Source organism: Amycolatopsis sp. CA-128772 (assembly GCF_002904295.1).
Taxonomy (GTDB): domain Bacteria; phylum Actinomycetota; class Actinomycetes; order Mycobacteriales; family Pseudonocardiaceae; genus Amycolatopsis.
In genome coordinates this window covers 118,225-132,998 of record NZ_PPHG01000026.1, presented here as the reverse complement: position 1 = coordinate 132,998, position 14,774 = coordinate 118,225, and the positions used below count along the sequence as shown (strand labels likewise).

Below are 14,774 nucleotides of genomic sequence, written 5' to 3'. Positions count from 1 at the left end.
AGCCCGTCGGGCACCAGCGCGGACAGCACGCCGTCCGGCCCGGCCTCGACGAACCGGGTGACCCCGGACATGGTCAACGCCGTGACGGCGTCGGCGAACCGGACCGCTTCGCGCGCGTGCCGCACCCAGTAGCCCACTGTCGTCGGTGCCGCCTCGGGTTCCACTGTGGACACGAACGGCAGCCGCGGCGGCGCGAACTCCAGTCCACCGAGGACTTCGGCGAACTCCGCCAGCATCGGTTCCATCAGCGGCGAGTGGAACGCGTGCGACACCGCGAGCCGCCGGGTCTTCGCGAACCGCGCGGCCACCGCGTCGACGGCCTCCGCCGTCCCGGAGAGGACGACCGACCGCGGCCCGTTCACCGCGGCGAGCGCGACGTCCGGGCCGAGCAGCGGCCGGACCTCGGCCTCGCTCGCCACGACCGCGACCATCGCGCCACCGCCGGGCAGGGCCTGCATCAGCGCGCCGCGGGCGGCGACCAGACGGCAGGCGTCGGTCAGGGAGAACACCCCGGCGGCGTGCGCGGCGGCGATCTCGCCGATCGAATGCCCGGCGACGAAGTCCGGCGCGATCCCCCACGACCCGGCCAGCCGCAGCAGCGCGACCTGCAGGGCGAACAACGCCGGCTGCGCGAACTCCGTCCGGTCCAGCCGGGACTGGTCGGCACCGCGCACAGCCGCCGCGATCCCGGGGCCGAACTCCGCCAGGACGGCGTCGTACGCTTCGGCGAAGACCGGGAACCGCCCGGCCAGCTCGCGCCCCATGCCCGCGCGCTGGCCACCCTGCCCGCCGAACAGGAACGCGGTCTTGCCCGGGACGGCGGCCCCGGTGACGGCGGCCGGGTGGGCCAGGGTCAGTGCGTCCCGGGTGGTCGCCGCGTCGGTGGCCAGCACGACGGCCCGGTGCGCGAACCGCGACCGGCCGGCCAGGGTGCGGCCCACGTCGAGCGGCTCCGCGGTGACGGCCGCCAGGGCCGCCGCCTGCGCACCCAAGGCGGCCTCGGACTTGGCCGACAGCGGCCACGGCACCACCGCGGGCGCGGGTGGCGCGGGCACGTCCACGGCGGCCGGGGGCTGTTCGAGGATGGCGTGGGCGTTCGTGCCGCTGATGCCGAAGGACGAGACCGCCGCCCGGCGCGGCCGGCCGTGCTCGGGCCACCGGGCCGGTTCGCCCAGCAGGGCGACCCCGCCGTCCTCCCAGTCGATGCGCGACGACGGCGTGTCCGCGTGCAAGGTGCGCGGCAGCACGCCGTGGTGCATGGCGAGCACCATCTTGATCACGCCGGCGACGCCCGCGGCGGCCTGCGTGTGCCCGATGTTGGACTTCACCGAGCCCAGCAGCAGCGGCGTCTCGCGGTCCCGGCCGTAGGTGGCGATCAGCGCCTGCGCCTCGATCGGGTCGCCCAGCGGCGTGCCGGTGCCGTGGCCCTCCACCGCGTCGACGTCCGAAGGGGACAGACCGGCGTGCGCGAGCGCCGCGCGGATCACGCGCTGCTGCGACGGCCCGTTCGGGGCCGTGAGGCCGTTGGAGGCGCCGTCCTGGTTCAGCGCGCTCCCGCGGACCACGGCCAGCACCGGGTGGCCGTGGCGGCGCGCGTCGGACAGCCGTTCCAGCAGCAGCATCCCGGCGCCCTCGGCCCAGCCGGTGCCGTCCGCGCCGTCGCCGAAGGAGCGGCAGCGGCCGTCCGCGGACAGGCCGCGCTGGCGGGAGAACTCGACGAACGTCGACGGCGTGGCCATCACCGTGACGCCGCCGGCGAGGGCGAGGTCGCACTCCCCCGACCGCAGCGCCTGCGCGGCCAGGTGCAGGGACACCAGCGACGACGAGCACGCCGTGTCCACGGTGACCGCCGGGCCCTCCAGACCGAGCACGTAGGACACCCGCCCCGAGGCGACGCTGCCCGCGCTGCCGCTGGTCAGGTAGCCCTCGGCGTCTTCGCTGCCGCTGAGCAGGCGGCTGTAGTCGTGGTACATCACGCCGGCGAAGACGCCGGTCGCGGTGCCGCGCAGCGCCACCGGGTCGATGCCCGCCCGCTCGACGGCCTCCCACGACGTCTCCAGCAGCAGCCGCTGCTGGGCGTCGGTGGCGAGGGCTTCGCGCGGGCTCATGCCGAAGAACTCGGCGTCGAACTCGGCGGCGTCGTGCAGGAACCCGCCGTGCCGCGTGTACGACGTGCCCGCGTGGTCGGGGTCGGGGTCGTAAAGCGCGTCGAGGTCCCAGCCGCGGTCGGCGGGGAACTCCGAGACGGCGTCGCGGCCGTCGCGGACCAGCGCCCACAGCTGGCCGGGGGTGCGGACGCCACCCGGGTAGCGGCAGGCCATGCCGACGATGACGACCGGGTCCCCGGCCGTCGCCGCCGGGCGGCGGACGTCGGCGGCCGGGGTACCGGCGTCGAACAGCTCGGCCAGCAGGTACGCGGCCAGCGCGGTGACGGTCGGGTGGTCGAACACGAGCGTGCTGGGCAGCCGCAGGCCGGTGGCGGCGGCGAGGCGGTTGCGCAGGTCGACGCCGCTGAGCGAGTCGAAACCGAGGTCGGAGAACGCGCGGGCGGGGTCGATCGCGGCGGCGTCGGCGTGGCCGAGCGCGAGGGCGACGTGCGTGGCGACCAGCCCGGCGACGGCTTCCTCGCGTTCGGCCGCGGGCAGCGGCGCGAGGGTGCGGGTGAGGTCGCCGGCCTGCACCGATCCGGCGGCGGCGCGGCGGCGGCCGGGCCGGACCAGGCCGCGCAGGACGGGCGGGACCGCGGGCAGCCGCCGCACGGCGGCGAGGTCGAGCGGCAGCGGGAGGAGCGCGGGCTCGCCGGCGGCGCGGGCGGCGTCGAACAGCGCGAGACCCGCTTCCACGCCGACCGGCGGCAGCCCCGCTTCGGCCAGCCGCCGGAGGTCGGCCTCGGACAGGGTCGAGGTCATGCCGCTGCCGGTCGCCCACGGACCCCAGCCGAGGGACACCGCGGGCCGGCCCTGCGCGTGCCGGAGGCGGGCGAGGGCGTCGAGGAACGCGTTGGCGGCGGCGTAGTTCCCCTGCCCGGCGCCCCCGTAGGTGCCGGCGACGGAGGAGAAGAAGAGCAGTTCGGTGCCGACGGCGGTGAGCTCGTGGAGGTGCCAGGCGCCGTCGGCCTTGGCGCGCAGCACGGGCTCGAAGCGCTCCGGGGTCAGCGCGGCGAGGGTGCCGTCGTCGAGGACACCGGCGGCGTGGACGACCGTGGTGATGTCGCGGCCCGCGAGGAGCCGGGCGAGGGCGTCGCGGTCGCCGACGTCGCAGGCCGCGACCTCGACGCCGTCGCCGAGGTCGGCGAGCAGGGCGGGATCGGCCACGCCGGAGCGGCTGACCAGCAGCAGGTCGCGGCCGCGGGCGGCGAAGTGGCGGGCGACGGCGCTGCCGAGCCCGCCGGTGCCGCCGGTGATGAGGACGGTGCCTTCGCGGTCCTCCGGTTCGGCCGGGGGCGCGGTGACGCGGACGAGCCGGGCGGCGAAGACGCGGCCGCCGTCGATCTTGAGGACGGGTTCGCCGTCCGCGACGACCGGCTCGCCGGAGCCGTCGGTCTCGACGAGCACGAACCGGCCCGGGTGTTCGGCCTGCGCGGCGCGGACGAGGCCGCCGGCCGCCGCCGCGACCGGGTCGCCGGCGGGGATCAGCACGACCAGCGTGCGGTCCCCGGCGAGCGCCTGCTGCAGCTCGGTCAGGACGCGGGCGGTGACCTCGCGCAGCGCTCGCGGGACGTCGGTGTGGTCGCCGGCGACGGTGAGGAGGCCGGCGTCGGCCGCCGGCCGGGCCGTGACGGGGGTCCAGTCGAGGCGGAAGAGCGGCTGCGGGGCCTTCGCCGTGCCCGGGTGGCGCAGGACGAGGTGCTCGACGGAGACGACGGGGACGCCGGCCGGGTCCGTGGCGGTGATCCGGAGGCCGCCGTCGGCCGGGGTGAGCCGGACGCGCAGGGCGTGGGCGCCGGTGGCGTGCAGGGTGACGCCGTGCCAGGAGAACGGAACGCGGCCGGCGAGGGCGGGATCCAGGACGGAGACCAGGCGGAGGGCGGCGTCGAAGAGGGCGGGGTGGAGGCCGTAGGCGGTGGCGTCGGCGCGTTGCGGGCCGGCGAGGGCGACTTCGGCGAAGACCTCGTGGTCCCGGCGCCAGGCGGCGGTGGGCCCGGGGAAGGCGGGGCCGTAGCCGAGCCCGTCGGCGGCGAGGCGCTCGGTGAGGCCGGTGAGGTCGAGGGCTTCGGCGCCGGCCGGGGGCCAGGGGTCCGGGGTGGCGGCCGGCCCGGTCGAGGGAGCGGCGCCCGGCGCGGTCTCCGGGATCAGCCGGCCGGTCGCGTGGCGCGTCCACGGCTCGTCCGTCCCGTCCGGGCGGGAGGACACCGCGAACTCGCGCGCGCCGTCGTCCTCGGCGGCGTTCACCCGGACCTGCAGCTGCCGGTCCGCCGTCACCGCCAGCGGCGACTCGATCGTCAGCTCGTCGACGGCGAGGTCCTCGCCTGCCGCCGACGCCAGGTCCACGAACGCCGTGCCCGGCAGGACCGGGGTTCCGTGCACCGTGTGGCCGGCCAGCCACGGCTGGGTCGCCGTCGTCAGCAGGCTCGTCCGGACCGTGCTGCCGTCGGTGAGGTCCACGGCCGCGCCGAGCAGCGGGTGCCCGGGGGCCGACGGCCAGAACCGCTGGTGCTGGAACGGGTACGTCGGCAGGTCGGCCGGCCGCGCGCCCGAGCCGGCGAACCACGCGGGCCAGTCCACAGTGGAGCCGGCCACGTGCAGGCGGCCCAATGCTTCCAGGATCGCGACCGGTTCCGGGCGGTCGCGGCGCATCAGCGGTGCCACCGTCGCGGCCGGGTCGCCGACCAGACCGGACAGGACCGCGTCCGGTCCGAGCTCGGCGAACGTCGTCACGCCCGCTTCGGCCAGCGAGCCGAGCGTGTCGTGGAAGCGGACCGTCGCGCGGACGTGCTCCACCCAGTACTCCGGGGACGTCACGTCACCGGCCGCGAGCAGCGGGATCCGCGGGGGTGCGAACGCCAGCTCCGCCACGACCGCGCGGAACTCCGGCAGCATCGGCTCCATCAGGTGCGAGTGGAACGCGTGCGACACCGCGAGCCGCCGCGCCTTGCCGAAGCGGGACGCCACCGCCAGCACCGCTTCCTCGACGCCGGAAACCACCACGGACCGCGGCCCGTTCACCGCCGCCACGTCGACGCCGTCGAGCAGCGCCGCCCGGACGTCCGCTTCGGACGCTTCGAGCGCCACCATCGCGCCGCCGCGGGGCAGCGCCTGCATCAGGGCGCCCCGGGCGGAAACCAGCGTGGCGGCGTCTTCCAGGGACAGCACCCCGGCCACGTGCGCGGCCGCGATCTCGCCGACCGAGTGCCCGGCGACGAAGTCCGGGCGGACGTCCCACGACGCCAGCAGCCGCGCCAGGGCGACCTCGATCGCGAACAGCGCGGGCTGCGCGCAGCCGGTCTCGGCCAGCGCTTCGGCGTCCGGACCCCAGATCACCGAGCGCAGGGCCGGGTCGAACGACGCCAGGACCTCGTCGAAGGCTTCGGCGAACACCGGGTACTCCGCGGCCAGCTCGCGGCCCATCCCGATCCGCTGGGCGCCCTGCCCGGTGAACAGGAACGCCAGCGGCCCCGGCGCCACGACCCCCCGGGCGACCTCGCGCACGCCGCCGGCCCCGGCCAGCAGCACCGCCCGGTGCGCGAACCGGGCCCGGCCGGTCGCCAGGGTGAACCCGGCGTCGAGCGGCGCGGGCGAAGCCTGCGTGACACGCGTGATCTGCTCGGCCAGCGCCGCTTCGGACCGCGCCGAAAGGACCCACGGCACCACCGGCGGTTCGGCCTGGTCCCGGGCCGGGACGTCGGCGGGGGCCTCGAGGACCACGTGGGCGTTGGTGCCGCTGATGCCGAACGACGAAACCCCCGCCCGCCGGGGACGGTCCGGGACCGGCCACTCCCGGGCGTCCGCGAGCAGCTCGACCGCCCCGGCCGACCAGTCCACGTGGGACGACGGCGTTCCGGCCCACAGCGATTTCGGGACCACGCCGTGGCGCATGGCCAGGATCATCTTGATGATCCCCGCGACCCCGGCGGCGGCCTGGGTGTGCCCGATGTTCGACTTCACCGACCCCAGCAGCAGCGGGGTTTCCCGGTCCTGGCCGTACGTGGCCAGCAGGGCCTGCGCCTCGATCGGATCACCCAGCGCGGTCCCGGTCCCGTGCGCCTCGACGACGTCGACGTCCGAAGTGGACAGACCGGCGGTGGCCAGCGCGGCCCGGATCACCCGTTGCTGCGCCGGGCCGTTCGGGGCGGTGAGCCCGTTCGAAGCGCCGTCGGAGTTGACCGCGGAACCCCGCACCACGGCGAGGATCCGGTGCCCGTGGCGGACGGCGTCCGACTGCCGTTCCAGCACCAGGACGCCGACGCCTTCGGACCACCCGGTGCCGTCGGCGTCGTCCGAAAAGGACTTGCACCGGCCGTCGCCCGAAAGCCCGCCCTGGCGGGCGAAGTCGAGGAACGTCGCCGGGGTCGACATCACCGTCACGCCGCCGGCCAGCGCCAGCGAGCACTCCCCCGACCGCAGCGCCTGCGCCGCCCAGTGCAGCGCCACCAGCGACGACGAGCACGCCGTGTCCACCGTCACCGCCGGGCCTTCCAGGCCGAGCGCGTAGGCGACCCGGCCGGAGGCGATGCTGCCCGCGGTGCCGTTGACGTCGAAGCCGCGCGCGTCCGGCCCGACCGATAGGGCCGCGTAGTCGTGGTACATCACCCCGGCGAACACGCCGGTGTCGGAACCCTTCAGCGACGCCGGGTCGATGCCGGCCCGCTCGACCGCCTCCCACGAGACTTCCAGGAGCAGCCGCTGCTGCGGGTCGGCGCTGAGCGCGTCCCGCGGGGAGATGCCGAAGAAGTCGGCGTCGAAATCGGTGGCCCCGGACAGGAAACCGCCCGCGAAGCCGGCGCCGGGGACGTGCCAGCCCCGGTCGGCCGGCAACGGCGTGATGCCTTCACGGCCTTCGGTCAGCAGGTCCCAGAAATCCTCCGGCGACGCCACGCCACCCGGGTACCGGCAGGCCATGCCGACGATCACCACGGGGTCGTCCTCGCGCGCCGCCACCCGGACCGGGCGCGCGGACGGCTCGTCGCGGGCCGACAGGAACGCCGTCACGGCGTCGGGCGTCGGGTGGTCGAACACCAGCGTCGCGGGCAGCCGGCGTCCGGTCGCTTCGGCGAGGCGGTTGCGCAGTTCCACCGACGTCAGCGAGTCCAGGCCCAGTTCGCGGAAGGTCAGCGACGAGTCGACCGATGCCGCCGAAGCGTGTCCCAGCACGTTCGCCACCGTCGTCACGACCAGCGCGCCGAAGTCGGCGGCCGCCGCGGCCGCGCGGCGCGGGCGCGGCGGCGCCAGGCGGTGGAACACCGGGGGCACGACGTCGAGGGCGCGCAGCGCGGCGCGGTCCACGTGCGCGGCGACGACCGCGGGTTCGGCGCCGGCCAGCGCCGCGTCGAACCACGCCAGGCCCTCCTCGGCCGAGTGCGTCGGCAACCCGGCCCGCGCCATCCGCCGCAGCGCGGCTTCGGACAGGGTGCCGGTCATGCCGCCTTCCCGCGCCCAGGGTCCCCACGCGATCGCGCGGGCGGGCTGCCCGGCGGCGGCGCGGACGCGGACCAGCTCGTCGAGGGCCGCGTTGGCCGCGGTGTAGGCGCCCTGGCCGCCGTTGCCGAGCACGCCGAACACCGACGTGAACACGACGAACGCGGACAGCTCCGGGGCGAGTTCGTGCAGGTGCCAGGCCGCGTCGACCTTCGGGGCCAGCACGCGGGCGAGGCGGTCGGGGGTCAGGGCGGAAAGGACGCCGTCGTCGAGGACACCGGCGGCGTGCACGACGCCGGTGACGTCGTGGGCGGCGAGCAGGGCGGCGACGGCCTCGCGGTCGGCGACGTCGCAGGCGGCCACGGCCACCTCGGCGCCGAGCGCGGCCAGTTCGCCGGCGAGGTCACGCGCACCGGGCGCGTCCGGGCCCCGGCGCCCGGCCAGGACGAGCCGCGTGACGCCGTGCGCCGTCACCAGGTGCCGGGCAACGTGGCCGCCGAGCCCGCCGGTGCCGCCGGTGATCAGGACCGCGCCGGCACCCCAGTCCACCGGGCCCGGCCCGGCCGCGGGAACGGGAGCGAGGCGCGGGACCTCGACCCGGCCGGCGCGGACGCGCACCTCGGCCTCCCCGGACGTCGGCAGCGCGGCCAGGTCCGCCGCCGAGGGCACGCCGGACAGCAGGAAGAACCGGCCCGGCCGTTCGGACTGGGCCGAGCGCACGAGCCCGGCGGCCGCCGCCGCGGCCGGGCCGCCGCGGGTGACGAACACCAGCCGCGTGTCGTCCTCGAGGTGCCCGCGCAGGTGGCTCAGCACCGTCGAGGTCACCAGGCGGACGGCGGCCGGGACGGGCAGCCCCACCGGATCCGGGAGCGGGACGACAAGCACGTCGGCCGACGCCGGGACCGCGTGGCGGCCGGCCAGGAGCGCGCCGAGGCCGTCGTCGTCCGCGCCGACGACGGCCCAGGTCAGCTCGGCCGGGGCGCCGAGGTCCTTGGGCGTCCACTCGACGCGCAGCAGCGGCGGGGCCGCCGGCGCCGCGCCGGCCGGCGGCCGCAGCACCAGGGACCCGACGGTGGCGACGAGCGCGCCTTCGGGGTCGGTCACCGTGAGGGTCACCGTGTCCGGGCCGAGGCGGCGGATCCGCAGCCGCAGCGCGGACGCGCCGACCGCGTGCAGGCCGACGTCCGACCAGACGAACGGCAGCCGGGCGCGCGGGTGCGGGTCCAGCCCGAGGAAGGGCACCAGGTGCAGGGCGGCGTCGAACAGGGCGGGGTGCAGCAGGTAGCCCGCCGGGTCGCCGGCTTCCGGGGGCAGCACGAGGTCCGCGCACAGCTCGTCGCCCTCGTGCCAGGCCGCGCGGACCCCGCGGAACGCCGGCCCGTAGGCGAGCCCGGCCGCGGCCAGGGTCGGGTACAGCTCCTCGACGTCGAGGGCGCCGCCGCGCTCTCCCGGCGGCGGGACCGGGGCCGCGGCCGCCGGGACCAGCCGTCCGGTCGCGTGCTCGGTCCAGCTACCGCCGGCCGTGCGGGCGTGCACGGTGACCGGGCGGCCGCCGTCGTCGGCGCCCACGCGGACCTGCACGGTCACCCCGGCGGCCGGCAGCGGGAGCGGCGCGGTGAGGGTCAGCTCGGCCAGTGCGCCGCAGCCGGTTTCGGCGCCGGCGCGCAGCGCGAGTTCGACGAACCCGGTGCCGGGGAACAGGATCCGGCCGTCGACGACGTGATCGGCCGGCCACGGCAGCGCGTCCGGCGAGACGTGCCCGGTGAGCACGACGCCGTCTTCGCCGGGCAGCTCGACGGGTGCGCCGAGCAGCGGGTGGTCCGAGCGCTCGAAGGGCCGGGCCGCGGGCCGCGCGGTGACCCAGAAGCGTTCGTGCTGGAAGGCGTAGGTCGGCAGGGCGACCCGGCGGGCGCCGGTGCCGGCGTAGAACGCCGGCCAGTCGGGTTCGGCGCCGAGGACGTGCAGGCGGCCGAGCGCGGTCGCGAACGCCGTCTCTTCGGGACGGTCCGAACGCAGCAGCGGCACTGGCGACGCTTCCGGCAGCGTGCGGGCGACCAGGCCGGACAGGGTGCTGTCCGGGCCGATCTCGACGAACGTCGTGATCCCGGTGCCGCGCAGCGATTCGAGCGCGTCGGCGAACCGGACGGTGGCGACGACCTGCGCGACCCAGTAGCCGGGGTCGGTCAGTTCGCCGGGCCCGGCGAGGCGGCCGGTGACCGTGGAGACGACCGGCAGCACGGGTTCGCGGAAGGTCAGCCCCTCGGCCACGCGGCGGAAGGCGTCGAGCATCGGCGCCATCAGCGGCGAGTGGAACGCGTGCGACACCGCGAGCCGCCGGGCTTCTTCGAAGGCGGCCGCCAGCCGCAGCAACGCGTCCTCTTCGCCGGACACGACCAGCGATTCGGGGGCGTTGACGGCGGCGATCGCGACGCCGTCGGTGAGCAGCGGGCGGACCTCGTCCTCGGTGGCCTGCAGCGCGATCATCGCGCCGCCTTCGGGCAGCGCCTCCATCAGCCGGCCGCGCGCGACGACGAGCGCGCAGGCGTCCGGCAGGTCGAGCACCCCGGCGACGTGCGCCGCGGCCAGCTCGCCGATCGAGTGGCCGGCGACCCGGTCCGCGCGCACGCCGAGCGATTCGGCGAGCCGGAACAGCGCAACTTCGAGGGCGAACAGCGCGGGCTGGGTGACGCCGGTGCGGTCGAGCACGGCCGGGTCCCCGGTGGCGATCGCGTCGGCCACTTCGGCCGGGAAGCAGGCGCAGACCTCGGCGTGGGCGGCCGCGAAGGCGGGGAACCGCGCGGCCAGCTCGCGGCCCATGCCGGGACGCTGGGTGCCCTGCCCGGCGAACACCGCGGCGATCGGGGGCGCGACCGCGGGCGCGGTGCCGCCGGCGATTTCGGCGCCGCCGAGCAGCACGGCCCGGCGGTCGAACGACGTGCGCGTGGTGACCAGCGAGTGGCCGACGTCGACGGGATCGGCCTCGACCGCCCGGATCCGGTCCACCGCCGCGCGCAGGGCCGCTTCGGACTGCGCCGAGACGATCCACGGGACGGCGGTGGCGACGACCTGGCGGGCGGGCCCGGCGGCGGGTTCCGCCGGGGCCTGTTCCAGGATCAGGTGGGCGTTGGTGCCGCTGATGCCGAACGACGACACGGCCGCGCGGCGCGGCCGGCCGGCGTCCGGCCACGGGCGGGCCGCGGTGACCAGCTCGACCGACCCCGCCGTCCAGTCCACGTGGGACGACGGCGGGTCGGCGTGCAGCGTGCGGGGCACGATCCCGTGCCGCATCGCCGCGATCACCTTGATGACGCCGGCGATGCCGGCCGCGGCCTGCGTGTGGCCGATGTTCGACTTCACCGAGCCCAGCAGCAGCGGCGTTGCGCGGTCCTGCCCGTAGACGGCGAGCGCGGCCCGCGCCTCGATCGGGTCGCCGAGGCGGGTCCCGGTGCCGTGCGCTTCGAGGACGTCGACGTCGGCGGGGGTGAGACCCGCGTCGCCGAGGGCTTCGCGGATCACGCGCTGCTGGGCCGGGCCGCTGGGCGCGGTGAGGCCGTTGGACGCGCCGTCGGAGTTGACCGCGGAGCCACGGACGATCGCGAGCACGTCGTGGCCGAGTTCGCGGGCACGCGAGAGCCGTTCGACGACGACCATGCCGACGCCTTCGGCCCAGCCGGTGCCGTCCGCACCCTCGCCGAACGCCTTGCAGCGGCCGTCTTCCGAGAGACCGCCCTGCTTGGCGAACTCGACGAAGATGCCCGGCTCGGCCATCACCGTGACGCCGCCGGCGATGGCCAGCGACGTCTCGCCCGAGCGCACCGACCGCACGGCCAGGTGCAGCGCGACCAGCGACGACGAGCACGCCGTGTCCACGGTGACGGCCGGGCCGCCGGTGCCGAGGACGTAGGCGACCCGGCCGGAGACGAGGCTCGGCGAGGTACCGGTGAGCACGTACCCCTCGGCGTCGCCGGTGCCTTCGGCCAGCCGCGGGCCGTAGTCCTGCGCGGTGGCGCCGACGAACACGCCGGTCCGGGTGCCGCGCAGCGACGACGGCGCGATGCCGGCGCGTTCCAGGGTCTCCCACACGACTTCGAGCACCAGCCGCTGCTGCGGTTCCATCGCCTGGGCTTCGCGCGGCGAGATGCCGAACAGGCCGGCGTCGAACCCGGCGACGTCGGCGAGGAAACCGCCCGGCCGCCCGGTCCCGAGCACGGAGGCGGGCCAGCCGCGGTCGGCGGGCATCGCGGTGATCGCGTCCACTTCGGACTCGACGAGCCGCCAGAGTTCCTCGGGCGAACCGGCTTCGCCCGGGTAGCGGCAGCCGAGGCCGACGATGACGACCGGATCCTCGTCCGCGTCCACGGTGGCGGCGGCCTCGGGGACGGCCGCCGGCGCGGAGCCGGCGAGGTGCTCGGCGAGCGCGCGGGCGGTCGGGTGGTCGAACAGCACGGTCGTGGCCAGCGTGCGGCCGGTGGCCGCGCCGAGCCGGACGGCGAGGTCGACGTTCATCGCCGAGTCGAAGCCCAGCTCGCGGAAGGACGTGCCCGGGTCGACGCCGGCGCCGAGGACCGCGGCGGCTTCGGCGCGCACGAGCTCGAGCAGGTCGCGGCCGGCGGGCGCCGCCGCGGGTTCCGGTTCCGCTGCGTCGAACCAGTGGCGTGCGCGGTCGAAGGCGTAGGTCGGGAGGTCGAGCGGCCGGCCGCCGGCGGTGAGCGCCGTCCAGTCGGCGGCGAGGCCGTGGACGTGCAGCTCGGCCAGCGCGGCGAGGGCGCCGACGTCCTCCGGGCGCCGGGAGCGCGCCGACCGGACGGTCACCGGGTCGCCGTCCAGGGTGGCCCGGACCAGCGAGGTGAGCGTGCCGTCCGGGCCCAGCTCGAGGAACGCGGTGGTGCCCTGGCGGGACAGCGTGGTGACCGCGTCGGCGAAGCGCACGGTGTCCCGCGCCTGCCGGACCCAGTACCCCGGGTCGCTCAGCTGCGCGTGCCGGATCACGCGGCCGGTCACCGTCGAGACCATCGGCAGCCGCGGCGGGCGCAGGTCGAGCTGCTCGACGACCCGGCGGTACTCGGCCAGCATCGGGTCCACCAGCGGCGAGTGGAACGCGTGCGAGACGTCGAGGCGGGTCACCTTGCGGCCGTCGGCCTCGAACCGGGCCGCCAGCGCCAGCACCGGCGCCACCGGCCCGGCGAGCACGACGTGGGCGGGGCCGTTGACCGCGGCGAGCACGACGTCCTCGCCGAGCAGCGGCTCGACCTCGACGGCGGCGGCGCGGACCGAGACCATCGCCCCGCCCGGCGGCAGCGAACCCATCAGCCGGCCGCGGGCGGTGACCAGCACGCAGGCGTCGTCGAGGGACAGCACACCCGCAACGTGCGCGGCGGCGATCTCGCCGACCGAGTGCCCGGCCACGTGCTCCGGCTCGATCCCCCACGAGGAAAACAGCCGGTAGAGCGCGACTTCGTAGGCGAACAACGCGGGCTGGGTGTGCCCGGTCTCGGCGAGCACGGCGGCGTCCGCCGAGCCCGGTTCGGCGAACAGGACGTCCCGCAGCGGGCGTTCGGTGTCGCAGCGCGCGCAGATTTCGTCGAGCGCCTCGGCGAACACCGGGAACCGATCGTAGAGCGCGCGGCCCATGCCGGGCCGTTGCGCGCCCTGGCCGGGGAACAGGACCGCGAGGCGGTGCTCGCCGGCCGTGCCGGTGATCAGGTCGGCCGACGGTTCGCCGGCCGCCAGTGCGGCCAGGGCGGCGGGATCGAGGACGACGGCCCGGTGCGGGAACGCGCTGCGGGTGGCGACCAGCGAGTGGGCGACGTCGAGCGGGTCGGCGTCGACGGTGGCCAGCGCGGCGGCCTGCTTCCGCAGGCTGCCGGGGGTGCGGGCCGACAGGACCCACGGCGCGGTCGCGGCGGGGGCGGGCCGGGGCGGCTCCGGCGTGCGGGGCGCGGCGGACAGGACGAGGTGGCAGTTCGTGCCGCCCATGCCGAACGACGAAACCCCGGCGTAGGCGGCGTCGGGCCACGGAAGGGTTTCGCGGGCGACACGCAGGCGCCAGTCGTCGAACCGGATGGCCGGGTTCGGGCGCTCGTGGTTGCGGCTGGGCGGGACTTCGCCGTGGGACAGCGACAGCGCCACCTTCAGCAGGCCCGCGATGCCCGCGGCGCCTTCGAGGTGGCCGATGTTGGTCTTGACCGAGCCGACCCACAGCGGGTCCGCCCCGCGGCCGGGCGCGAAGACGGCCCCGAGCGCGGCGGCTTCGAGGGGGTCGCCGACGCGGGTGCCGGTGCCGTGCAGCTCGACGTACCGGACGGCGCCGGCGGGGACATCGGCCCGGCGCAGCGCGGCCCGGATGACCGCTTCCTGGGCGTCGGCGCTGGGCGTGGTGAGGGTTTCGCTGAAGCCGTCGTTGTTGACTGCGCCGCCTTCGATGACGCAGTGGATGCGGTCGCCGTCGGCCAGCGCGGCGGCCAGGGGCTTGAGGACGACGAAGCCGCCGCCCTCACCACGGACGTACCCGTTGGCGCGTTCGTCGAAGGTGTAGCAGCGCCCGTCGGGCGAGAGGCCGCCGAAGCGGTCGGCGGCGATGGTGCTGTCCGGGGCGAGGTTCAGCTGGACCCCGCCGGCCAGCGCCAGCTCGGCCTCGCCGCTGCGCAGGGCTTCGCAGGCGAGGTGCACGGCGACCAGCGACGACGACTGGCCGGTGTCCACCGACAGGCTCGGGCCGCGCAGCCCGAAGGAGTAGGAGATGCGGTTGGCGACGACCGCACGGCTCTGCCCGGTGAGCGTGTGGTGCCCGATCGCCGGCACGCCGCCCTGCTTGAGCAGCGTGGCGTAGTCGTCCGCGCTCGCGCCGACGAAGACGCCGGTCGAGGAGCCTTCGAGGCGTTCCGGGACGATCCGGGCGTCTTCGAGGGCCTCCCAGCCCAGTTCCAGGGCCAGGCGCTGCTGCGGGTCCATGGTCGCGGCCTCGCGGGCCGGGATGCCGAAGAAGGCGGCGTCGAAGGTGTCCACTTCGGACAGGAACCCGCCGCGCCGGGTGCCGGGCGGGACGGAGGACCGGCGGTGCGCCGGGACTACGGAGGTGCCGTCGGCGCCTGCGCGCAGCAGGGTCCAGAAGGCGCCGGGCGCGGGCGCCGCGGGCAGGCGGCAGGCCAGGCCCACGATCGCAACGGCCCCTTCGCGGGCAACGTGCTCGGCTCGATCCAC

General features: G+C 76.8%; 1 protein-coding gene (running past one end of the window). It reads right to left on the bottom strand.

The genetic code is table 11. The annotated features are described in order from the left end of the window. Positions 1–14,774, bottom strand: the 5' portion of a protein-coding gene (locus C2L59_RS48845) for a type I polyketide synthase (RefSeq protein WP_233223425.1). The gene continues 12,355 nt to the left of window position 1, outside the view; the window shows 14,774 of its 27,129 coding nt (coding positions 1–14,774); the start codon lies at positions 14,772–14,774; the stop codon falls past the left edge of the window.